Here is a 22,273-nt window from a genome sequence, read left to right as displayed (position 1 = left end):
TTACGGAGGTGAGCGGCGGGTCAGCCGGTCGTCGCGTACGAGACGAAGCCCGCCCAGGCGCCGGGCATGAAGGCGAGCTGCGGGCCGTCCACGCACTTGGAGTCACGGACGTGGACGGTGGCGGAGGCGGCAGCGACCTCGACGCAGGAGTCGCCCTCGCTGCTGCTGCTGTAGCTGCTCTTGCGCCAGGCGACCTCGATGCAGGACTCACCGTCGTTGCCGCCGCTGTAGCTGCTCTTGAACCACGCCAGTTCGGAGGCGTCCCCGGCGGAGGCCTTGCGACTCATGTTTCTCCCAGCAGTTGCTCGATGAGGGCCAGCGACTCCCGTGGAGGGAGGGCCTGCGCCCGGATGGTGCCATACCGCAGCTCTAGGATGCGGAGCTGCCTCAGGTCAGAAACAGGCCGCCCGCTGAACGCCCCATCAGAGCGCCCCACCGCCGTACCGTCCGCGAACTTCAACAGCTCGATCCTGCCGTCCAGGCCGGAATGGACCTCGCTGTGCGTCGGCATCACCTGAAGCGTGACGTTGCGCAATCGTCCCACCTCCAGGAGACGTTCGAGCTGCCTCCGCCACACCATTGTGCCTCCGAGAGGGCGCCGCAGCGGAGCCTCTTCCAGCACAAAACTGAGCGACGGTGCGGGGTCCCGAGCGAAGACGGACTGCCGGGCCACGCGGGCGGCGACCATGCGCTCCACATCGTCCTGCGAGTACGGAGGCTGCGCCGCCTCGATCACGGCCCTCGCATGCTCCTGCGTCTGCAACAGACCGGCGACGATGTTGCACTCGTACACACCGATCTCGACCGCCTTCCCTTCCATCTTCGCCAAGGCCCGCACCTTCTTCGGGTAACGAACCTTCGCCACGTCCTCCTTCATGGCCGAGATCAGCCCGTCCGCCCCCAGCACCTCGTCCGCCTTGTCCAGGAACTCGGGTCGCGGGATCCGCGCACCGCTCTCGATCTTGTAGATGAGGTCCTCGCCGTAGCCCGTGGCCGCCCCGAGCTCGGCGGCCCGCATGCCCACCGCCTCCCTCCGCAGCCTCAACTGCCGTCCCACGGTGGCGACTACGGCCACTCCCCAGTCATCATCCGGGTCGACCTCCCACCCCGGCTCGTCCGCCTCGGTCTTGAGCCGCTGTGCCCCACCGTCCACCGACATACCCGCACCCTTCCCTGGCCCCTTCGTGGCGCGATGCCCCTACCCCTGAGGAAGGTCCGGACAGCCCGGACAGCAGTGGACAAGCGCCGGACAGTGACTCTACGCATCGGCTCCGTCACTGTTCACGGTAGCTCGGGGCGGCCACGCTCGGTGACGTGAATCAGCAGAAGATCGCCCAAGTCCATTCCCCCACCAGTCACTTCAGCGTCCTCCTGTCCCCCACGCCACGTGGGGCCCGGCTCGCCCGGCTGCTCGCCGCCGAGTGGATGCGGGATCACGAGGTGCCGTACGGCGTGACGGAGGCGGCCACCCAAGTCGTCGCCGAGCTGGCGACGAACGCCGCCACGCACGGCCGGGTCGCCGGCCGGAGTTTCCGGCTCGCACTGCTCGGTCTCGACGGAGCCCTCCGCATCGAGGTGACGGACACCCGAGCCGAGAACCTCCCACGCGTCCAACGCACCTGCCCCGACGACGACTCCGGCCGAGGACTGCTCCTGGTGGAGGCACTGACCGACCGATGGGGCGTAGGGCTCGGCCCCGTACCCAGGAAGACCGTATGGGCCGAACTCGACCTCCCACACCCCTGACCTGCGGAAACGACTCCAGCACCGGATGCCGGAAACGTGGGCTTCGGTGAGGCGGACGGTCTTCCCAAGGACAACAACAAGAGAGAAAGAAACCAACCAAGCCCCACCCCTCCCCCCGCTGCGGCAGCACTCACTCACTCGGGTGAAAAAGGCCAACACAGCTGGCTTCGGGGTGGGTTGGTTGATCTACGCTCTGCCCAGCTGGCATATGACCGCCAGGCCGACATGCGTCGGCCCCCGCCGGGACGGCAATCCCGAGGCGAGGGCCTGACCATCAAGGAAGTAGACCCTTCCCGATGGATACTCAGCACACTAACGTGCGCCCGTCCGCCCAGTCCCGTAACGACGGGAAAAACCACCCCTCCCGGCGAACCGGGACGACGGCCGCCTCCTGCGGCGGGGGTGTCACCCACGACAACGCCCGCCACACCACCCGCTTCACGGTGATCGGCAACCACCTCGCCCAGCACGCGGAGTTGTCGCTGCTGGCCATCGGACTGGCCGTTCACATCCAGTCGCTGCCCAGCGGCGCATCCGTCGGGATCAGGAGCCTCGCGGCCCGCTTCCCGGAGGGGACGACGCGGATCGCCGCCGCCTTGCGCGAGCTGGAGACCCACGGCTACCTGCGCCGTACGCGCGAGCGCACGCAGGACGGGCGCATGGTCACCCGTACGGTCTCCTGCAACCAGCCGGGCCGAACCGGCGCCACGCAGGAACCGAAGCCGCCGCGCCCGGCCCGCCGGGAGGACAAGCCGCCACCGCGCCGCGCGCTGCCGGCCGTGCCGCAGCCGGCGTACCCGGCCCCCGACCTCCTCCAGACCGCCCTGGGGGTCCTTTCAGGCCTCCGCCGCACTGATCCGCGGCTCCTCATCTCGGCCACGGACGCCGAACACCTGGTGCCGGGCGTCGCCGCCTGGCTGGAACGGGACCTCACCCCCGAGGCCGTCCACAGCGCCCTGACCACCGACCTGCCACCGGAACCGCTCCACCGCCCGGCCGCCCTCCTGGCCCACCGCCTGAGCGCCCAACTCCCGCCCCTCCCCCTGTTCCGCGGCGCCCCGGCCACCCGCCACCCCCTCCAGAACTGCGACACCTGCGACCGCGCCTACCGCGCCCCGGAACCGGGAACCTGCGGGGCCTGCAGAAGCTGAGGGCCAACGGCCGGACCTCCGATCCGCAGGCGGCTCTCCGGCGGGTTCCACGGCATTTCCGATCACCTCACCGACGTGACGAATCGGACCTTTGTTCGTTGCTCGCGTGAACGGTCACCTGGCAACATGCCCGGGTGACTGAGGACGGGGACGGGAACAGGGACGACATAGCGGAACCGCAACGGGTGTCGAGGCTAGCCGACTTGGCGGGCGGGTCGGCCCCCGTGGCCGTACCGGAGACGCGCGCCGCTCCGGAGGGCCCGGCCGCGCGGGACGAGCGGGATCTCGGGGGCGGCAACGAAGTCGCGGCGGCGCGGCGGGAGTTTGCGCGTTTGCTGGGGGAGTTTCGGCGTACCGCCGTGCTGGTGCCGTTCGACGCCCAGGAGAGTCTGTGGACCGCCGACTTCGGCGGCGTGCGGTGGATCTGTGCCTTCTCGGACGAGGAGGCGCTCGCGCGGTTCGCGGTCGCGCGGGGAGAAGCGGGGCGGGAGTGGACGTACCGCACGGTCCTGGGCGCGCGGCTGCTCGATGTGATGGTGCCGATGCTGCCCGGCCCCGGCGGGGTCGCACTCGACGCGGGAAGTGAGGACGGGACGCTGTTTCCGCCGGTGGCGGGGATCGTCCCGGATGCGGTGGCTGTCGATCTCGGGGGGACACGATGAGCGGGAACGAACCTGATCTCGCGGCGCCGGCGGCGGCGCTCGCGGAGATAGCGAAGGGCATCGACCTGGCGCATGCCGAGCTGAAGGAGCTCGGCATGATCGGGGAGGCGTCGGCGGGCCGCGGGTTCTCCGATCTCGGCCTGTCAGGAGTCGAGTTGGGGCACGGGGGTCTGACGTCGGAGTTCGAGACGTTCTGCGACCGGTGGGAGTGGGGCGTCCGCTCCCTGACGCTGCAGGGCAACGGGTTCGCGCAGGCGGTCGGCCTGTCGGCGGGCTCGTTCGCCGAGCAGGAGCAGTACATCAAGGACTCGATCAAGATCGGCGCGAACTCGCTGAACGGCAACCCGCACCTGTCCGAGGACGAGGTCAAGCAGATGCGCTGGGACACCATCCGCGACCAGCACATGTGGTCCAACCCGGACTGGAGCCCCGAGTCGGCCATCAAGGCTCAGCAGGAGGTCGAGCAGACCTGGCGGAACACCGGGTACGACGTCATGGACTCGGGGCTTGACTCGATGGAGCGTTCCGGAGTGATCGACCCGGGGGCGCGCGACCACATGGACGAGCGGCTCAGGGAGGAGCTCGCCCCTGATCAGGCGACCGTCGAACAGGCCGAGCAGCCGCGCTGGGGGGAGAGCCGCTGATGGTGGACATCGGTGGTCTGTTCGACAAGGGCATCGACAAGTTCGGTGACGCCGTCGACAAGGGCAAGGAGATCGTCGGCGAAGTCGTCGACGAGGCGACCGACAAGGTCGGCCAGGGCCTGGAGAGGGTCGGCGCGCACGACTGGGCGGACGCGGTCGAGGACTGGGGCGACGGGGCCGCCTCCTCGCTCGGCGCGGAGGTCGGGGAGCAGCAGCTCGGGCAGACCGAGGAGGCGAACGAGCTCGTCCACGGCAAGCCGGAGAAGATCGCCGAGACGGTGAAGAACCTCCGGGACTTCCACCGGGCGTTCGACCTCGTCGGCAGCGGGATGAAGAAGCTGGACGCCGGTCACTGGAAAGGCGAGGCGGCCGACGCGTTCCGGGAGAAGTTCGCGACCCTGCCGACGGACTGGCTGCACGCGGCGGACGCCATGGAGAGTGCGGCCAAGGCGCTGGAGACGTACTCCAGGGCGGTCGTGAGCGCGCAGGGCAAGGCGCGTGAGGCGATAGCGCTCTACAAGGAGGGCGACCAGGACTCCAAGGCGGCCGTCGACGCGTACAACAAGAAGGTCGACGCCTACAACGCGGCGCGCACCGGGGACAGTCCGCTCCCGGACCCGGGGACGTTCTCCGACCCCGGCAAGGCCAAGCGGCAACGTGCCCGGGAGATCCTGAACGACGCGCGCACGGCACGCAACGAGGCCGGGGAGACGGCCAGGAGCGCGGTCCGGGCCGCGCTCGCGCACGCGCCGAAGGAGCCGACGGGCCGCGAGCGGGCCAAGGCGGAGCTGATGGACTTCAGCCTGAGCCAGGGCATCGAGCTGGCCCACTTCGGCGGCGGAATCATCAAGGGCGGCGCCGGCCTGATCAACTTCGTCCGGTCGGTGAACCCGACGGACCCGTACAACCTGACCCATCCCATGGACTACTACAAGGGCGTCAACATGACGCTCGCCGGCCTGGTGTCCACGGTGGCGAACCCGGACCGCGCCCTGAAGAACGCCTGGGAGGCGGCGAAGGGCGACCCGTCGGAGTTCCTCGGCCGACTGGTCCCCGAGCTGCTCGGGACGAAGGGCGCGGGGCTGGTGCGGGGCGGGCTGCGCGCCGGTCTGAACGGTACGAAACCGGGGGGCGTGAAACCCGAGGGGACGAAACCCAGTCGCCAGGACCAGGAGAAGGACCCGCCCACCACCTGCAAGCAGGGCAAAGAGACCCGGTGCGAGCGGGATCCCATCGACATCGCCACCGGTCGGATGCTGCTGCCGCAGACGGACATCACCCTCCCCGGCTCGCTCCCCCTCGTCTTCCGGCGTGGCTTCGACTCCTCGCGCCGGTCGGGACGCTGGTTCGGCCCGACGTGGTCGAGCACGGTGGACCAGCGGCTGGAGATCGACTCGGAGGGTGTCGTCTTCAGCTGTGACGAGGGCAGCCTCCTCGCGTACCCCCATCCGGCCCCCGGGGTCCCGGTCATGCCCACCCACGGCCGGCAGTGGCCACTGGACCGGGTCGAGGGCGGCTACACGATCACGGACCCCGTCACCCGCACGGTCCGGCACTTCGTCGACCACGGCGACGAGCTCGCGCTCCTCGCCCAGATCGACGACCGCAACGGGCGCTGGATCGCCTTCGAGTACGACGAGTCGGGCACCCCGACGGCGATCGCCCACCACGGCGGTTACGTACTGAAGCTCACGACCGCCGAGGGCCGGGTCACCGCCCTCCACCTCGCGGGTGCGGCGCCGGACGGCTCCGACCAGGAGATCCTGCGCTACGGCTACACCGAAGGACACCTGACCGAGGTCACCAACTCCTCCGGCCGCCCGCTGCGCTTCGGCTGCGACGAGCACGGCCGCATCACCTCGTGGACCGACACCAACGGCAGCCGCTTCGACTACGTCTACGACGACCAGGACCGCTGCACCTACCAGTCGGGCACGAACGGCCACCTCGAAACCACGTTCACCTGGGACGACGTCGATCCCGCGACCGGGCTTCGGGTCACCACCCTCACGGACGGTCTGGGGAACACCGATCGCCATGTGATCAATGACCTTGCGCAGGTCGTCGCCGAGATCGACGCGTTGGGCGCGGTCACCCGCTTCGAGTACGACCGCCATCACCGGCTGCTGTCCCGGACGGATCCGCTGGGCCACGTTAGCCGCTCCACCTACGACGACCAGGGCCGCGTGACGGCGGTGGAGCGCCCGGACGGACGGCAGGCGCGCGCCGAGTACGACGAGGCCGGCTTCCCCATCCGGATCGTCGGCACCGACGGCAACGTCACCCACCAGACCTTCGACGAACGCGGCAACCGCACGTCGGTGACGGTCCCCACGGGCGCCCGGACCCAGTTCGCATACGACGAGGCGGGCCGCCTCACGTCGGTGACGGACCCGCTCGGCGCGGTCACCCGGCTGGTCATGGACGACCGCGGCCTTCCCGTCGAGATCACGGATCCGCTGGGGGCCACGACCCGGTACGCGCACGACGCCTTCGGCCGTACGGTCCGGATCACCGACCCCCTGGGCGCGGTGACCCGGATGGAGTGGACGGTCGAGGGCCGCCCGTCCCGGCGGACCGCGCCCGACGGCACGGTGGAGTCCTGGACGTATGACGGCGAGGGGAACTGCCTCAGCCATACGGACGCGATGGGCGCCACGACCCGCTTCACGTACACCGACTTCGACCTGCTGACGTCCCGCACGGGACCGGACGGGGTCAGGTACGAGTTCTCCCACGACACGAACCTGCGGCTGACGCAGGTGACCGACCCGCATGGTCTGACCTGGGACTACGCCTACGACCCGGCGGGCCGCGTGGTCAGGGAGACGGACTTCGACGGCCGGACGCTGAGCTACGACCACGACGCGGCGGGCCGGCTCTCCTCCCGCGCCAACGGGCTCGGCCAGACGATCCGGTTCGACCGCGACGGCCTCGGTCAGATCGTCCGCAAGGACGCCGAGGGAGCGGTCAGTGCCTACGAGTACGACGTCTTCGATCAGCTGGCGTCGGCGACCGGCCCTGACGCGACCCTGCAACGCCTCCGGGACCGCTACGGCCGCCTCGTCTCCGAGACCGTCAACGGCCGTACGCTCTCGTTCACGTACGACGCGATGGGGCGGCGAACGGGGCGGACGACGCCGGGCGGGTCGACGAGTACGTGGTCGTTCGACGCGGCGGGCCGTCGCACGGAACTGACGTCCTCGGGCCGGACGCTTGCCTTCACCCACGACGCCCTCGGCCGGGAAACGGCCCGCCACATCGCCGACTTCGCCGCCCTGACGTCGACGTTCGACGCGATGGGCCGGCTCACCGACCAGGACGTCACCGGCGGTTCGGGGCACCGCCTCCAGCACCGGGCGTACACGTACCGCGCGGACGGCGGCCTCATCGGCGTGACCGACGCGCTCTCCGGCAGCCGGCGCTTCGACCTGGACCCGGCAGGCCGCGTCACGGCCGTCCACGCGCGCGACTGGACGGAGCGGTACGCGTACGACGAGGCCGGCAACCAGACGGAGGCGTCCTGGCCTTCCACGCACCCGGCCCACTCGGCGACGGGCGCACGCGCCTACGAGGGCACGCGCATCACCCGCGCGGGGGCCGTCCGCTACGAACACGACGACCAGGGCCGGATCGTCCTGCGCCAGAAGACCCGCCTCTCGCGCAAGCCGGACACGTGGCGCTACGAGTGGGACGCGGAGGACCGACTCACCTCGGTGACGACACCGGACGGCACGGTGTGGCGGTACGCGTACGACCCTCTGGGCCGCCGCATATCCAAGCAATCCGCGCTGGAGACGGTCCACTTCACCTGGGACGGCACGACCCTCTGCGAACAGACGACGGCCGACGTCACCCTCACCTGGGACCACGCGGGGCTGCGCCCCCTGGCCCAGACGGAACGCCGCACGACCCCGGACTCCACCGACGAGCGCTTCTTCGCGATCGTCACCGACCTGATCGGCACCCCGACAGAACTCGTCGACGAATCAGGCGACTTGGCGTGGCGCACCCGCACGACCCTCTGGGGCACGACGACCTGGACCCGCGACGCCACCGCGTACACCCCCCTCCGCTTCCCGGGCCAGTACTTCGACCCGGAATCGGGCCTGCACTACAACCACTTCCGCTACTACGACCCGGAAAGCGCCCGCTACCTCACCCAGGACGCACTGGGCCTGGCCCCTGCCCCGAACCCGACGACGTACGTCCACAACCCGCACACGTGGAGCGATCCGCTGGGCCTTGCGCCCGACGGGTGCCCTCCCCGAGTCGACGGCGGCGGGTGGGATCTGCGAGAGCGGAACCCGCTGGACGTCGTTCCGGAGGATGCCGAGATGCGGCAGTTGACCCCAGATTCAAATGGCGGGGCTCAAAAGGGTATCGAGTACAAATGGACAGACCCGGTGACAGGGAATACTGCCCGACTTCGCGTGCACGACGCTGACGGAACCGCGCCCCCCGGATCCAACGCCGCCAACGGCGACGTGTACCGGATCTCGATCGGCGGCCGTTACCAGGACGAGGCGGGAACGCTCTATCATCGAAATGTTCACAAATCGGCGAGTCCACATTACGACCCTGATGCCGCGAACGACACACACATCCCGTGGCCGAGCGCCTATCCACTGCCCTACTGACCCGAGAGGTGCTCTCGATGCCGATTTCCGCTTCTCAACTCCTTGAATTCGTGCAGCACATTGCCGCCGCCGACCCAAGAATCCGGGAATTAGCGGCGGATCAGGTCACTGATCTCGTTTCCGGCTATTCATTGGCTGACGGGCGAGTCCTTACCGGCGTGCTCGCGGCTGCGGCAGCGTGCGAAAGCGACCCCGGCGCCTTGGAAGCGCAGTTGAACGCGATCATCCAGCTCGGTTCCCTGGCCGAGCCGGATATGGTTGCGGCCCTGCGGACCCTTGACATCGAGAAACTCCCCGGAGAACTCGGCGACTATGTGATGGACATCCTCGAAGGCTGAGGAAGAGGAGAACGCCAGAGGGGCCCGGAACCGTCGTCGGTTCCGGGCCCCTCTGGCGTCAGTACTGCTTACCGCGCCGCGTCCGGGTGGACCGCGTCCGTGATCGGGCGGTCCTCCGTCGGCTTCTCGACGAGCTTGGACTCCACCGGCTTGCGGAGCTGGATGTTCAGCTCGCGCAGGCGGGACTCGTCCAGTTCCGTCGGGGCGCCCATCAGGAGGTCCTGGGCGTTGCCGTTCAGCGGGAAGGCGATCGTCTCGCGGATGTTCGGCTCGTCGGCGAGGAGCATCACGATGCGGTCGACGCCCGGGGCGATGCCGCCGTGCGGCGGGGCGCCGTACTCGAAGGCGCGGAGCATGCCCGCGAACTCGTGCTCGACGGTCTCCTTCGAGTAGCCGGCGATCTCGAAGGCCTTGAACATGATCTCGGGCTCGTGGTTCCGGATGGCGCCGGAGGAGAGCTCGATGCCGTTGCAGACGATGTCGTACTGCCAGCCGAGGACGTCCAGCGGGTCCTGGGTCTCCAGGGCCTCAAGGCCGCCCTGCGGCATCGAGAAGGGGTTGTGCGAGAAGTCGATCTTGCCGGTCTCCTCGTCCTTCTCGTACATCGGGAAGTCGACGATCCACGCGAAGCGGAAGACGTTCTCCTCGAACTGGCCGGCGCGCTTGGCGGCCTCGACCCGGACCGGGCCCATGATCTTGGAGACCTCGTCGAACTCGCCCGCGCCGAAGAAGATCGCGTGGCCGGGGGCCAGGCCGAGGCGCTCGGTGAGGACCTTGACGTTCTCCTCGGTGAGGAACTTCGCGATCGGGCCGGTCAGGGCGTTGCCCTCGCCCACGCGGACCCACGCCAGGCCCTTCGCGCCCAGGGAGACCGCGAAGTCGCCCAGGGCGTCGAAGAACTTGCGCGGCTGGTCGCCCGTGTTCGGGACGGCGAGCGCGCGGACGTGCTTGCCGGCGAAGGCCTTGAACTCCGATGCCTCGAACACGTCGGAGATGTCGACGAGCTCCAGGGACGTACGCAGGTCGGGCTTGTCGTTGCCGTACTTCAGCATCGACTCGCGGAACGGGATCCGCGGGAACGGCGAGGTGACGTGACGCCCGCCGCCGAACTCCTCGAAGATCTCCGTCATCAGCTTCTCGATCGGCTGGAAGACGTCCTCCTGCTCGACGAACGACATCTCGACGTCGAGCTGGTAGAACTCGCCCGGCGAGCGGTCGGCGCGGGCGTCCTCGTCGCGGAAGCAGGGCGCGATCTGGAAGTACCGGTCGAAGCCGGAGATCATGAGCAGCTGCTTGAACTGCTGCGGCGCCTGCGGCAGCGCGTAGAACTTGCCCGGGTTCAGGCGGGACGGGACGACGAAGTCGCGGGCGCCCTCGGGGGAGGTCGCGGCGAGGATCGGGGTCGCCATCTCGTTGAAGCCGAGGGCCACCATCTTGGAGCGGATGGAGGCGATGACGGCGGAGCGCAGCATGATGTTGCGGTGCATGCGCTCGCGGCGCAGGTCGAGGAAGCGGTACTCCAGGCGCCGCTCCTCGTTCACGCCGTCGTCGGTGTTGATGGTGAAGGGGATCTGCTTCGCGGCGCCCAGGACCTCGACCTCGGCGGCCTCGATCTCGATCTCGCCGGTCGCCAGCTCGGGGTTGACGTTGTCCGCGCCGCGGGAGACGACCTTGCCGTCCACGCGGACGACGGTCTCCTTCGTCAGCTTGTCGAGGACCTCGGCCGCGGCGGTGCCGGGGCGGGCGACGAGCTGCGTGATGCCGTAGTGGTCGCGCAGATCGATGAAGAGGATGCCGCCCAGGTCGCGCCGATTGTGCAGCCAGCCGCTCAGCCGGACGTCGGTGCCGACGTCAGAGGCGCGGAGCTCGCCGCAGGTGTGGGACCTGTACCGATGCATCGTCGTTCATCCAGTCTTCGGGATCTGTGGGTCGTGGGCCGCCGCCCGGGGTCGCTGTGACGGGACTCGGGACTCGGGACCCGGGAGTCACGAGTCAGGCGTCGCGGATGTCACAGAACACGCGGGCAGACCCACCCAGGGTACCGGCCGGGCGTCCTCGCTTTTCGAATACGCTCAGTGGCGACCTGGTGTCCGATATTCATAAAGTAGGGCAATGCGCACCGAGGACGTCCTGGCCGCGATCGCGACCGGCCTGTGGCGCTGGGACAACGCGTCCGGGATCGTCTCGCTCGACGCCGAGGCAGCCCGGCTGCTCGGGCTGCCCGCCGAGCCGGTACGGCTCACCGAGGCGGCCGTCCGTTCGCGTTTTCATCCCGTCGACTGGAACGAGATCGACGGGGTCGTCAACCTCGCCGTCGCCGAAGGCACCCTCGCCGAGGCCCGGCTGCGGATCATGGACGAGCACGGCCGGGTGATCCGTACCGTACGGAGCAGATCGAAGCCGCTCATCCGGGGCAACGACTACCAGCTGGTCGGCACCCTCCAGGAGGTCGCCGAGCAGGTCCCCGGGACCGCCGCCCGCACCCCCATCACCGGTGACTGGCGCCGCTCCCGCGAGGCGTTCCTCCTCGACGCGGGACGGGCGCTCGCCGAGGCGCGCTCCACGGCCGAGGTGCTGCGGGTCGCCGCCTCCCTGTCCATGCCCGGCTTCTCCCCCGACGGGCTCGCCGTCTTCGGCGTGGCCGGCGACCGGTTGACCGTCATCGGGCACCACGGGCACAGCGACGGCGACGAGGGGCCGTTCTCGTCGATGTCGCTCGACACCGACTACCCGGCGGCGGAGGTCGTACGAACCGGCCGCGCGCTCTACCTGCCCACCCCGGACGAGTACCGGCGCCGCTTCCCCATGACCTGGCCCCTCGCGCAGCGCTTCGGGCGCCGCTCCTGGGCCTTCGTGCCGCTGATCGTCGCCGGGCGCACCATGGGCACCTGGATGGCTGCCTTCAAGCACCCGGTGGCGTTCACGCCCGACGAGCGTTCGGTGCTCACGACGGTCGCGCGGATGCTGGCCCAGGCCCTCGCGCGCGCGGGCGTGGCCGAGTCGGAGCGCGAGCTGTCCCTCGGCCTCCAGCGCACCATGATGCCGGTCCTCGGTCCTGGCATCCCCGGCATCCAGGTCGCGGCCCGGTACGTGCCGACCGGCGGCGGACTCCAGGTCGGCGGCGACTGGTACGACCTGATCCGGCTCCCCGGCGGGACCTCCCGCACGGACGGGCGCGGTCCCGGCCGCGTCGCCCTCGTCATCGGCGACGTCCAGGGGCACGACGTGCGGGCGGCGGGCCTGATGGGGCAGCTGCGGATCGCCCTGCGCGCGTACGCCTCCGAGGGCCACCGGCCCGACGCGGTCCTCTCCCGCGCCTCGCGCTTCCTGTACGGGATCACCGACGGGGACGACGGCGAGGAGTACGGCGGGCCCCGCTTCGCGACCTGCCTCTACCTGGAGGTCGACCTGGAGACGGGGACGGTCGACATCGCGCGGGCCGGGCATCCGGACCCGGCGGTGCGGATGAATGACGGAACGGTTCTCCTCAGGCCGACGGCCGGCGGCCTCCCGCTGGGCATCGACCCCGACACCGACTACCCCACCACCCGGCTCACCCTCGACCCCGGCGAGACCCTCATGGTCTGCACCGACGGTCTTCTGGAGACCGGCGGGCACGACCTCGACACCGGCTGGGACCGGGTCAGGAAACTCCTGGAGGCCCACGACGGCGAGGACCTGGAGCAGCTCGCCGACACGCTCGTGGAGGCCGTCCACGGGCCCGGCTCCCACCACACGACCGGGCCGCTGGCCGACCGCCGCGAGGACGACATCGCCGTCCTGCTGCTCTCCCGCCGGCCCGTGGGACCGGTGGTGGAGGCCCCGCGCCGCACCCTGATGACGATCGCCCAGGCCGAACCGGAGCGGATCGCCGAGGCCCGCGAGCAGATGCGGCAGCTGCTGCACGACTGGACCGACGGGGACCAGCTCGACTCGGCCGTCCTCATGGTCTCCGAGATGGTCACCAACGTCCTCGTCCACACGGACGGCGACGCCCTCCTCGTCGCCGAGGTCGCCTGCGCCGCGAAGTCCCGGCGGCTGCGGGTGGAGGTCTCCGACACCAGCGACGAACTGCCGCACAAGCGCCACCCCGGCGAGATGGCGTCGAGCGGCCGAGGCCTGGTCCTGATGGAGATGCTGGCGGACGCGTGGGGTGTCGACCCGCGCGGCGAGGGCAAGGCGATCTGGTTCGAGCTGAACGAGGCTCCGGGCCCATCCAGGGAGGGCTGCTGCGGGTAGGCGGACCCCGGTCCCGCGCCGCTCGCGGTCCCGGCGCGCAGGGGCCCGTCCGGCGGCGCAGACTTGTCTCGTACGGCCGCCTCCGGGGGGAGCACGGAGCTTGCCATGGACACCCACAAGGTCGGCAGCGACACCACCGTCCTGGCCGACAGCCTCGAAATACCCGGGATCGGGCACATCCCCGTCAACGCGTACGTCCTCACCGCCGCCGAACCCGTCGTCGTCGACACCGGGCTCTCGATAGCCGACCGGAACTTCGTCAACACGCTCGGCTCGGTCATCGACCCGGCCGACGTCCTCTGGATCTGGCTCACCCACCCCGACCGCGACCACACCGGCGGCATCTTCGACCTGCTCGTGGCCGCGCCCCGGGCGAAGGTCGTCACCACCTTCATCGCCGCCGGGATCATGACCACGGAACGCGCGCTGCCGATGGACCGGTTGTACTTCCTCAACCCCGGTCAGTCCCTCGACGTCGGCGACCGCATGCTGCGCGCGTTCCGGCCGCCGCTCTTCGACAACCCCGCCACGGTCGGGTTCTACGACGAGAAGACCAGGATCTGCTTCTCCTCCGACTGCTTCGGCGGGCCGATGCCGACCGCCGAGCTGGCGGAGAGCGGGCACGCGAACGACCTCAAGCCGGAGGAGCTGCGGCAGGCGCAGCTGCTGTGGGCGACCCTGGACAGCCCGTGGGTGCACGTCGTCGATCCGGACAAGTTCCGGACGACGATCGACCCGCTGCGGGACATGGCGCCCGAGATCGTGCTGTCCACGCATCTGCCGCCGGCGGTGCGGATGACGGCCTCGATGGCCGACACGATCTCGATGGCCCCGGACTCGGACCCGTTCGTCGGTCCCGACCAGGCGGCCCTCGAGCAGATGCTCGCGTCCTTCGAGCCGGGCGGACTGCCGGCCGCGACCTGAGGAGCGGGACGAGCGGGCTCACCCCCCGGCGTCCGGCTTCGGCGGTGGTGGTGGAGCCCCGTACCGCGCCTTCAGCTCGCTGAGGACGCCGGTCACGGCGGCCGTCAGGGGTACGGCGAGCAGCATGCCGAGGACGCCCGCGACGGACGCCCCGGCCGTGATCGCCAGCATCACCGCGGCCGGGTGCATCTGCACGGTCCGGCTCTGCACCACCGGCTGGAGCACGTTCCCCTCGATGACCTGGACGGCCAGGACGATGGCCAGCACCCACAGGGCGATGGCGAAGCCCCGGTCGGCGAGGGCGACGAGCACGGCGACGGCGCCGGAGAGGAAGGCGCCGAGGTACGGGATGTAGGCGGTGACGAAGACGAGCGCGGCGAGTCCCACCGCGCCGGGCACGTCGAGGACGACGAGGCCGACGCCGATGAGGAGGGCGTCGACGAGGGCCACGAGGGTCGTGCCGCGCATGAAGCCCTCGACGGCCTCGAAGGCGCGGCGGGCCATGGCCTCGACGAGGTCCCCGGTGACGGCGGGGACGAGGGAGCGCAGGGCGCCCGCGGCCCGGTCGGAGTCGCGCAGGAAGAAGAAGATGAGGAGGAGGGCGAGGACGGCGGTGGCGAGCACCTCGCCGACGACGCTGAGGCCGCTGATGACCCCGGAGGCGGCGGTTCCGCCGAACCGCTCCAGGAGCGTCCTCGCGTTCTTCGCGAGGTCGTCGAGGGAGGTCCCGGCCGCGCCGAGGTGCTTGGCGATGTCGGTGGCGGCCTGCCGGAGGGAGGCGATGATCTGGTCGCCGGTCTCGATGAGCGCGACGACGACGATGTACGTGGCTCCGCCGACGACCGTGAGGACGGCGACGACGGTGAGCGCGGCGGCGAGCGACTTGCGGACCTTCATCCGGAGCAGGCGCCGGTAGAGGGGCCCGAGGAGGGCGGTGCCGAGGATCGCGAGCAGGACGGGCGTGACGGCCGTCTTGAAGACGACGCACAGCCAGATCCCGACGGCGGCGACCCCGGCGACGAGCAGCAGGACGGCGCACCAGGCGGCGACCCTGCGGACGGGTTCGGGAAGGAGCGGGGGCGACGTCTGCACCCGATCACCGCACCACGCCCGCCGGCGTGTCGTCGTGCGCTGACGGACCGTACGGGTGACGGCCCGTCAACGCCTGCCGCGTGCCGCTACTCGCCCATCCCGTGGACCGCCGGGACCGTCCCCAGCCGGCCGGCCTGGAAGTCCTCGAAGGCCTGGCGCAGTTCGGCCTGGGTGTTCATGACGAACGGGCCGTAGTGGGCCATGGGCTCGCGGATCGGGCGGCCGCCGAGGAGGACGACCTCCAGGTCCGGGGTGTTCCCGTCCTGCTTCTCGTCGGCGCGGACGGTGAGGGCGCCGCCCTTGCCGAAGACGGCGGTCTGGCCCATGTGGACCGGTCGCCGTTCGGCGCCGACGGTGCCGCGTCCGGCCATGACGTACGCGAGGCCGTTGAAGTCCTCGCGCCACGGCAGGGTGATCTCGGCGCCGGGGCGCAGCGTCGCGTGGATCATCGTGATCGGGGTGTGGGTGATGCCGGGGCCGTCGTGGCCGTCGAGCTCGCCGGCGATGACGCGGAGCAGCGCGCCGCCGTCGGGGGAGGTGAGGAGCTGGACCTGGCCGCCGCGGATGTCCTGGTAGCGGGGCGCCATCATCTTGTCGGCGGCGGGCAGGTTCACCCAGAGCTGGAGGCCGTGGAAGAGGCCGCCGCTGACGACGAGGGACTCCGGCGGGGCCTCGATGTGGAGGAGGCCGGAGCCGGCGGTCATCCACTGGGTGTCACCGTTGGTGATGGTGCCGCCGCCGCCGTTGGAGTCGTGGTGGTCGAAGGTGCCGTCGATGATGTAGGTGACGGTCTCGAAGCCGCGGTGGGGGTGCCAGGGCGTGCCCTTGGGCTCTCCGGGCGCGTACTCCACCTCGCCCATCTGGTCCATCATGATGAACGGGTCGAGGTACTGGTAGTTGATTCCGGCGAACGCGCGGCGCACCGGGAAGCCCTCGCCCTCGAATCCCTGGGGAGCCGTGGTGACGGCGAGCACGGGGCGGGCGGTGGCGTCGGCCTGGGCCGCGACGCGCGGCAGGGTGAGCGGGTTCTCGACAGTCACGGCGGGCATGACGGACCTCCTGGGTGCGGCCTTGGCGACCTTCTGCGTCCACTTTAGTTGAACGATGAACTTTCTGCCACCCGGAACGCGGAACGCCCGGGAGGAATTCCTCCCGGGCGCCCCCGTGGGTACGAGATCCCCGTACGTCCCGGCTTCGTCCGGTTCCGTACGTCCCAGCTTCGGTCAGCCGTACATCCGCCGCATCGCGAAGTCGACCATCTGCTCCACGGCCTTCGCGTCGAAGACCATCCGGTGGTCGCCCTCCATGTCGAGGACGAAGCCGTAGCCCGTCGGCAGCAGGTCGATCACCTCGGCCCCGGTGATCACGAAGTACTTCGACTCCTTGCCCGCGTACCGCCGCAGCTCCTTGAGCGAGGTGAACATCGGGATGACCGGCTGCTGGGTGTTGTGCAACGCGAGGAAGCCCGGGTTGTCGCCGCGCGGGCAGTAGACCTTCGAGGTCGCGAAGATCTGCTGGAAGTCCTCGGGCGCGAGCGTGCCCGTCGTGAAGGCGCGCACGGCGTCGGCGAGGGAGGGCGGCGAAGGCTCGGGATAGAGCGGGGCCTGCTGCTGCCCGTACCCGCCCTGCGCCGCACCCTGCGGGTCGTACTGCTGCTGCGGGGGAGGCGCGTACTGCTGAGCACCCGGATTCTGGTCGTAGCCGTACATGGGCTCCAGCCTATCGACCGGGCGACCGGGCGGGGCCGCCCATCCGATTCTTCTCACGCTCCGGGATCCCTTGCTAGGTTCGCACCAGCAATCTGACTGTCATACACAGGGCTTTGACACGGGGGCGGGAATGACGCTGAACGCACGATGGCAAGGGCTCTTCGAGGACACCGCGCCATCCGGCCCGTCCGAGCGCCCGGCCGCGATGACGCTCGCGGGCACCACGGCCGGGGACGGCGGCGCGAGCGGCAGCGGTGGCACCGACCTCAAGGCCGACGTCGGCCCCTGGCACCAGGCGGGCAACGCCTCGGGCGAGCTGCGCGTCTCCACCGGCACCTCGCTGACCGACCTGGAGCGGGGCAACGAGGGCGTCGCAGGCGGAACGGCCGGATTCGACTCCTCCGCCGCGCTGACCGAGATCCTCGGCACCTGGAAGGCCCGCCTCACCTCCGTGCGCGACGAGTGCGGACGCCTGGAGGGTGCCCTCAAGAGCGCGGGCCGCGACTTCGGCGAGCGCGAGGCCGACACCCAGCGGCGCATCGCCGCCGGGGCGCCCGCCCCCTCCCGGACGAAGGAGGGCTGACCCGGATGCCCACCTGGCAGCAGCTGCGCGACGTGAAGCTGAGCGAGTACACGGACGCCGCGGACGACTGGGGCCGGATCTCCTCCCGCTCCAACGCCGACAAGGACCGTGTCGACAACGGCATGTTCGCCCGGATCAACGACACGCAGAAGGGTGAGACGGCCGATCGTGCCTCCGCCGACGTCCGGCAGCTGTCCCGCAACTTCCAGTACCTGCACACCGAGTGCGGCCTGATCCGTACCGCCCTCAACGGCTTGGCCACCGAACTCGCCGCGCCGCAACGGAAGCTGAAGCAGGCCCTGGAGGAGGCGGAGAGCGCCGGGTTCACCGTCCTGCCGGACGGCAGGGTGCAGTACCCCACCCGGTCGTTCGTCCTCGCCCCCGGCAGCGGGACGGCGGAGGCCGGCGCACCCGTCCCGTATGCCCCCGGCATGGGCGAGGGGGTCGGCAGCGCCGACGCCAACAAGGGCAGGGCCGAGGACATCGCCGAGCGGATCGCGCAAGCCGTCCGCGAGGCCGCCGAGATCGACGGCCGCTACGCCGCGGCCCTGCGCGGACTGAAGGCCGAGCCCGGCCTCACCGTCAGCGACGAGACCCTCGCCGACGCCGCCAAGGACACCAAGGCGATGCAGGAGGCGGCCGGCAAGTACGCCGACGACGACAAGATCCCGAAGGGCAAGTCCCCCCAGGACAACGCCGAGTGGTGGAAGTCGCTCACCCAGGAACAGCGCGACGAGTACGCCACGCTGTACCCGGCCTCCGTCGGGGCACTGGACGGCCTGCCCTCCGCCGTACGCGACGACGCCAACCGGATGGTGCTCGCGGAGACCCGCGCCCAGACGCAGCTGGAGCTCAACGCGATCCCCAAGCCGCCGCAGCAGTACCTCCCCAACCCCAGCGGCTCCTATCCCGCCGTGATCACGAACCCCGCGTACCGGGAGTGGCAGGACAAGTACGGCGACCGGAAACCGGAGCTGGAACGGATCAAGAACGGCATCGACGCCGTCCAGGGCCGCTTCGACGCCACGGGCAAGGACGGTCTGCCCGAGGCGTACCTCCTCGGCTTCGACCCGCGCACCAACAACGGCGACGGCCGGATCATCCTCGCCAACGGGAATCCGGACACGGCCGACCACACCGCCGTCTACGTCCCGGGGACGGGGACCGAGATCGGGGGCATCGGGGGCGACCTGGAGCGGGCCAACAGGCTGTGGACGGCGTCCACCCGGCAGGGGGCTGACGTGTCGACCATCATGTGGTTCGACTACGACGCCCCGCGCTCGGCCTACCCGACCGACAAGGGCGACGTCTTCCCCGAGGCGGCCCGCAACGAGTACGCGGAGAAGGGCGCCCCGACCCTGCACACGTTCATGGAAGGCACCCGGGCCGCGCACGAGGCGGCGAGCGGCTCCAGCGGGCACACCACGCTCATCGGCCACAGCTACGGGTCCACGCTGGTCGGCGAGGCCACGCAGGCCGGCCGGATCTTCGACGGTCCGATCGCCGACGACATCGTCGTCGCCGGAAGCCCGGGCATGCAGGCGAACCGCGCGGCGGACCTCGGCATCTCGGGCGAGCACATGTGGGCCATGGGCGCCGAGGGGGACAACGTGCCCCTCGGTGGCAGCCTGGTGGGACTCGGTGAGGACTGGGTCGTACCGACGGACCCCGAGTTCGGGGGCAACGTCATGAAGACGGACACCCATGGCCACAGCGACTACTGGAACGAGGGCACCCTCAGCCTGAACAACCAGGCCAAGGTGATCGTCGGCGACTACGAAGGTGTGATTCTTGAATAGCAGGCGCAGTCTCACGGCCCTGGCCGGCGCCGTCTCCGCGGCCCTTCTGATGACGGGATGTTCCAGCATGTCCGAGAAGACTCCGGAAGAGATCCTGGGCTACCAGCCCGAGGTCCGGGAGTACAAGCCCGCGAAGCAGCAGGTCAACGACGTCTCCAGCAGGCTGCTTGACTGGATGGCCGTCAAGGGGGCGCCGACGCAGGTCAGCGCACGCGTCACCATCTGCGAGTCCGTGGATCCCGACTTCAAGACCCACTACCTCGTCGAGCACCCCTGGGCCGTCTACGACCTCACCAAGGGCTCCTTCGAGCAGGCGATGCAGAACCTCAGGGAGCAGCTGCCCCGCAACGGCTGGAAGATCGTCAAGGACGGCTTCACCGAGTCGAAGCGCAAGGACCCGCAGATCGTGGCCGAGAACGACACGCTGCGCCTCGGGCTCAACGTCGAGTGGATGCGCAACCGCTCGGGCGACCTCAAGGACGGCATCGCCGTCACGGTCATCTCCCGCTGCTACCGGGCACCGGAGGGAACGACCCCTTACGGTCAGTGACGTCGGACACCCGGCGAGTCAAGGGTCCGAGAAGGGGCGCAGCCCCTCTCGGGCCCTTTTTCCGTGCGGCTCGGGTCACATGCGCCGACTCAGGGGTTGCTTATATTACTGATGGGTAGCATCATCGGAGAGAGCGTTTTGCTACTTGCTGGTACGTCTACGAGGAATCCGCCTCCCCGAGCCTTACGGAGCCGTCGCCATGGGGCACTACAAGTCGAATCTCCGCGACATCGAGTTCAACCTCTTCGAGGTGCTCGGCCGCGACAAGGTGTACGGCTCCGGGCCGTTCGAGGAGATGGACGTCGAGACCGCCAAGAGCATCCTCGACGAGATCCGCCGCCTCGCCGAGAACGAGCTCGCGGAGTCCTTCGCCGACGCCGACCGCAACCCGCCGGTCTTCGACCCCGAGACCAACACCGCCCCCGTGCCCGCCACCTTCAAGAAGTCGTACAACGCCTTCATGGAGTCCGAGTACTGGCGCCTCGGCATCCCGGAGGAGATCGGCGGCACCGTCTCCCCCCGCTCCCTGATCTGGGCGTACGCGGAACTGCTCCTCGGCTCGAACCCGGCCATCTGGATGTACTCCTCCGGCCCCGCCTTCGCCGGCGTCCTCTACAACGAGGGCAACGAGGCGCAGAAGAGGATCGCCCAGATCGCGGTCGAGAAGCGCTGGGGCTCCACCATGGTCCTCACCGAGCCCGACGCCGGCTCCGACGTCGGCGCCGGCCGCACCAAGGCCGTCCAGCAGGAGGACGGCTCCTGGCACATCGAGGGCGTCAAGCGCTTCATCACCTCCGGTGAGCACGACATGGAGGAGAACATCCTCCACTACGTCCTCGCCCGCCCCGAGGGTGCGGGCCCCGGCACCAAGGGCCTCTCCCTCTTCCTCGTCCCCAAGTACGAGTTCGACTGGGAGACCGGCGAGCTGGGCGAGCGCAACGGCGTCTACGCCACCAACGTCGAGCACAAGATGGGCCTCAAGGCCTCCAACACGTGCGAGATGACCTTCGGCGACCAGCACCCCGCCAAGGGCTGGCTCATCGGCGACAAGCACGACGGCATCCGCCAGATGTTCCTCATCATCGAGTTCGCCCGCATGATGGTCGGCACGAAGGCGATCTCCACCCTCTCCACGGGCTACCTCAACGCCCTGGAGTACGCCAAGGAGCGCGTCCAGGGCACCGACCTGGCCAACTTCATGGACAAGGCCGCGCCCAAGGTCACCATCACGCACCACCCCGACGTCCGCCGCTCGCTGATGACGCAGAAGGCGTACGCCGAGGGCATGCGCTCCCTCGTCCTCTACACGGCCTCCGTCCAGGACGAGATCGCGATCCAGGAAGCGGCCGGCGAGGACACCAAGGCGCTCCACGGCCTGAACGACCTGCTGCTCCCGATCGTCAAGGGATACGGCTCCGAGAAGGGCTACGAGCAGCTCGCGCAGTCGCTCCAGACCTTCGGCGGCTCCGGCTTCCTCCAGGAGTACCCGATCGAGCAGTACATCCGGGACGCCAAGATCGACACCCTCTACGAGGGCACCACCGCCATCCAGGGCCAGGACTTCTTCTTCCGGAAGATCGTCCGCGACCAGGGCGCCGCCCTGAACACGCTGTCCGAGGAGATCAAGAAGTTCCTCGCGGTCGGCACCGGCGGCGACGACCTGGCCGGCGCCCGCGACGCGCTCGCCAAGGCCGCCGTCGACCTGGAGGGCATCGTCGGCACGATGATCACCGACCTCACCGCCACCGGCGAGGACGTCAAGAACATCTACAAGGTCGGCCTCAACACCACCCGCCTGCTGCTCGCCTCCGGCGACGTCGTCGTCGGCTACCTGCTCCTGCGCGGCGCCGCTGTCGCCGCCGAGAAGCTGGCCGCGGGCGCCACCGGCAAGGACGTCGCCTTCTACCAGGGCAAGATCGCGGCCGCGAAGTTCTTCGCCGCCAACGTCCTGCCCGGCGTCTCCGCCGAGCGCGCGCTCGCCGAGGCCGTCGACGGCTCGGTGATGGACCTGGACGAGGCCGCGTTCTAAGACGCGCCCACGTCCTGCAGGGAACGGCCCGTCCCCGGGGAGGGGGGCGGGCCGTTCTGTGTTTTCTGGGGCTCGGTTCGCCTCCGGGGCGCTCAAGCCGGGCTCACAGGGCCGACCGTGCTCGCCTCCCTCGTTCCTCGGGAGGCTCCGCGCGCTCGGCCCTGTTC

At 70.0% G+C, this 22,273-nt stretch carries 18 protein-coding genes; 12 read left to right on the top strand and 6 right to left on the bottom strand.

Annotated features, from left to right (window positions below):
- Nucleotides 1-20 precede the first annotated feature (20 nt).
- Both IO20_RS0123860 and IO20_RS0123855 read right to left on the bottom strand, forming a co-directional pair.
- On the bottom strand, nt 21-287 hold the full coding sequence (locus IO20_RS0123860; protein ID WP_030553329.1) for a DUF397 domain-containing protein: 267 nt from the start codon (nt 285-287) through the stop codon (nt 21-23).
- The gene (locus IO20_RS0123855) at nt 284-1,159 is read right to left on the bottom strand and encodes a helix-turn-helix domain-containing protein (RefSeq protein ID WP_030553331.1); all 876 of its coding nucleotides are present in this window, start codon (nt 1,157-1,159) and stop codon (nt 284-286) included. Before IO20_RS0123855 ends, IO20_RS0123860 begins: the two co-directional genes overlap by 4 nt.
- A 155-nt stretch (nt 1,160-1,314) precedes the next feature.
- Here IO20_RS0123855 and IO20_RS0123850 point away from each other — a divergent pair, with 155 nt between their 5' ends.
- The 6 genes from IO20_RS0123850 to IO20_RS0123825 all read left to right on the top strand — a co-directional run bounded on the left by IO20_RS0123850 (nt 1,315) and on the right by IO20_RS0123825 (nt 9,181).
- Nucleotides 1,315-1,746 (top strand): ATP-binding protein, encoded by a 432-nt coding sequence (locus tag IO20_RS0123850; protein WP_037636155.1) that lies wholly within the window; start codon nt 1,315-1,317, stop codon nt 1,744-1,746.
- A gap of 296 nt (nt 1,747-2,042) precedes the next feature.
- Nucleotides 2,043-2,897 carry a hypothetical protein gene (locus IO20_RS0123845; protein ID WP_030553335.1) on the top strand — a complete coding sequence of 285 codons (855 nt, stop codon included), beginning with the start codon at nt 2,043-2,045 and terminating at the stop codon, nt 2,895-2,897.
- Between the two features lie 224 nt (nt 2,898-3,121).
- Complete coding sequence (locus IO20_RS36825; RefSeq protein ID WP_425423745.1) at nt 3,122-3,559, top strand: SseB family protein; 438 nt, start codon at nt 3,122-3,124, stop codon at nt 3,557-3,559.
- Nucleotides 3,556-4,203, top strand: coding sequence for a hypothetical protein (locus IO20_RS0123835; RefSeq protein ID WP_030553340.1), 648 nt, complete (start codon nt 3,556-3,558; stop codon nt 4,201-4,203). Before IO20_RS36825 ends, IO20_RS0123835 begins: the two co-directional genes overlap by 4 nt.
- Nucleotides 4,203-8,843: a putative T7SS-secreted protein gene (locus tag IO20_RS0123830; RefSeq protein ID WP_078946124.1), complete on the top strand. Its 4,641-nt coding sequence runs from the start codon at nt 4,203-4,205 to the stop codon at nt 8,841-8,843. Before IO20_RS0123835 ends, IO20_RS0123830 begins: the two co-directional genes overlap by 1 nt.
- A gap of 17 nt (nt 8,844-8,860) precedes the next feature.
- Nucleotides 8,861-9,181, top strand: a complete 321-nt coding sequence (locus IO20_RS0123825; protein ID WP_031127631.1) for a hypothetical protein — start codon at nt 8,861-8,863, stop codon at nt 9,179-9,181.
- 68 nt (nt 9,182-9,249) lie between these two features.
- On the opposite strand, the gene aspS is transcribed toward IO20_RS0123825, so the two are convergent.
- Nucleotides 9,250-11,079, bottom strand: a complete 1,830-nt coding sequence (aspS, locus tag IO20_RS0123820; protein WP_030553345.1) for an aspartate--tRNA ligase — start codon at nt 11,077-11,079, stop codon at nt 9,250-9,252.
- A 214-nt stretch (nt 11,080-11,293) separates the two neighbouring features.
- Here aspS and IO20_RS0123815 point away from each other — a divergent pair, with 214 nt between their 5' ends.
- Together IO20_RS0123815 and IO20_RS0123810 are read left to right on the top strand one after the other, a co-directional pair.
- The gene (locus tag IO20_RS0123815; protein WP_030553347.1) at nt 11,294-13,420 is read left to right on the top strand and encodes an ATP-binding SpoIIE family protein phosphatase; all 2,127 of its coding nucleotides are present in this window, start codon (nt 11,294-11,296) and stop codon (nt 13,418-13,420) included.
- A 105-nt stretch (nt 13,421-13,525) separates the two neighbouring features.
- A complete protein-coding gene (locus IO20_RS0123810; RefSeq protein WP_030553349.1) occupies nt 13,526-14,344 on the top strand; it encodes an oxygen-binding di-iron domain-containing protein in 819 nt (272 codons plus the stop codon).
- A gap of 18 nt (nt 14,345-14,362) precedes the next feature.
- Here IO20_RS0123810 and IO20_RS0123805 read toward each other — a convergent pair whose 3' ends face one another.
- The 3 genes from IO20_RS0123805 to IO20_RS0123795 all read right to left on the bottom strand — a co-directional run bounded on the left by IO20_RS0123805 (nt 14,363) and on the right by IO20_RS0123795 (nt 17,145).
- Nucleotides 14,363-15,436: an AI-2E family transporter gene (locus IO20_RS0123805; RefSeq protein WP_030553351.1), complete on the bottom strand. Its 1,074-nt coding sequence runs from the start codon at nt 15,434-15,436 to the stop codon at nt 14,363-14,365.
- An 86-nt stretch (nt 15,437-15,522) separates the two neighbouring features.
- Complete coding sequence (locus IO20_RS0123800; protein WP_030553352.1) at nt 15,523-16,485, bottom strand: pirin family protein; 963 nt, start codon at nt 16,483-16,485, stop codon at nt 15,523-15,525.
- A 174-nt stretch (nt 16,486-16,659) separates the two neighbouring features.
- On the bottom strand, nt 16,660-17,145 hold the full coding sequence (locus tag IO20_RS0123795) for an SseB family protein (protein WP_030553354.1): 486 nt from the start codon (nt 17,143-17,145) through the stop codon (nt 16,660-16,662).
- 130 nt (nt 17,146-17,275) lie between these two features.
- Between IO20_RS0123795 and IO20_RS0123790 the strand changes: the two genes are divergently transcribed.
- From IO20_RS0123790 to IO20_RS0123775, 4 genes are all read left to right on the top strand, one after another.
- Nucleotides 17,276-17,728, top strand: a complete 453-nt coding sequence (locus IO20_RS0123790; RefSeq protein ID WP_051751002.1) for a hypothetical protein — start codon at nt 17,276-17,278, stop codon at nt 17,726-17,728.
- Nucleotides 17,729-17,733: 5 nt separating this feature from the next.
- Nucleotides 17,734-19,527 carry an alpha/beta hydrolase gene (locus tag IO20_RS0123785; RefSeq protein WP_030553356.1) on the top strand — a complete coding sequence of 598 codons (1,794 nt, stop codon included), beginning with the start codon at nt 17,734-17,736 and terminating at the stop codon, nt 19,525-19,527.
- A gap of 67 nt (nt 19,528-19,594) precedes the next feature.
- Complete coding sequence (locus IO20_RS37705; protein WP_051874624.1) at nt 19,595-20,077, top strand: hypothetical protein; 483 nt, start codon at nt 19,595-19,597, stop codon at nt 20,075-20,077.
- A 199-nt stretch (nt 20,078-20,276) separates the two neighbouring features.
- A complete protein-coding gene (locus IO20_RS0123775; RefSeq protein ID WP_030553360.1) occupies nt 20,277-22,106 on the top strand; it encodes an acyl-CoA dehydrogenase in 1,830 nt (609 codons plus the stop codon).
- Nucleotides 22,107-22,273: the final 167 nt, after the last annotated feature.

The organism is Streptomyces exfoliatus (assembly GCF_000725545.1).
Lineage (GTDB): Bacteria > Actinomycetota > Actinomycetes > Streptomycetales > Streptomycetaceae > Streptomyces > Streptomyces exfoliatus.
The sequence above is the reverse complement of the archived record's forward strand: the minus strand, read 5'-3'. Positions and strand labels throughout refer to the sequence as shown.

Coding starts and splice junctions, on each gene's coding strand:
- IO20_RS0123860 (WP_030553329.1), bottom strand. CDS start 287: ATGAGTCGCAAGGCCTCCGCCGGGGACGCCTCCGAACTGGCGTGGTTC.
- IO20_RS0123855 (WP_030553331.1), bottom strand. CDS start 1,159: ATGTCGGTGGACGGTGGGGCACAGCGGCTCAAGACCGAGGCGGACGAG.
- IO20_RS0123845 (WP_030553335.1), top strand. CDS start 2,043: ATGGATACTCAGCACACTAACGTGCGCCCGTCCGCCCAGTCCCGTAAC.
- IO20_RS0123835 (WP_030553340.1), top strand. CDS start 3,556: ATGAGCGGGAACGAACCTGATCTCGCGGCGCCGGCGGCGGCGCTCGCG.
- IO20_RS0123830 (WP_078946124.1), top strand. CDS start 4,203: ATGGTGGACATCGGTGGTCTGTTCGACAAGGGCATCGACAAGTTCGGT.
- IO20_RS0123825 (WP_031127631.1), top strand. CDS start 8,861: ATGCCGATTTCCGCTTCTCAACTCCTTGAATTCGTGCAGCACATTGCC.
- aspS (WP_030553345.1), bottom strand. CDS start 11,079: ATGCATCGGTACAGGTCCCACACCTGCGGCGAGCTCCGCGCCTCTGAC.
- IO20_RS0123815 (WP_030553347.1), top strand. CDS start 11,294: ATGCGCACCGAGGACGTCCTGGCCGCGATCGCGACCGGCCTGTGGCGC.
- IO20_RS0123810 (WP_030553349.1), top strand. CDS start 13,526: ATGGACACCCACAAGGTCGGCAGCGACACCACCGTCCTGGCCGACAGC.
- IO20_RS0123800 (WP_030553352.1), bottom strand. CDS start 16,485: ATGCCCGCCGTGACTGTCGAGAACCCGCTCACCCTGCCGCGCGTCGCG.
- IO20_RS0123795 (WP_030553354.1), bottom strand. CDS start 17,145: ATGTACGGCTACGACCAGAATCCGGGTGCTCAGCAGTACGCGCCTCCC.
- IO20_RS0123790 (WP_051751002.1), top strand. CDS start 17,276: ATGACGCTGAACGCACGATGGCAAGGGCTCTTCGAGGACACCGCGCCA.
- IO20_RS0123785 (WP_030553356.1), top strand. CDS start 17,734: ATGCCCACCTGGCAGCAGCTGCGCGACGTGAAGCTGAGCGAGTACACG.
- IO20_RS37705 (WP_051874624.1), top strand. CDS start 19,595: ATGTCCGAGAAGACTCCGGAAGAGATCCTGGGCTACCAGCCCGAGGTC.
- IO20_RS0123775 (WP_030553360.1), top strand. CDS start 20,277: ATGGGGCACTACAAGTCGAATCTCCGCGACATCGAGTTCAACCTCTTC.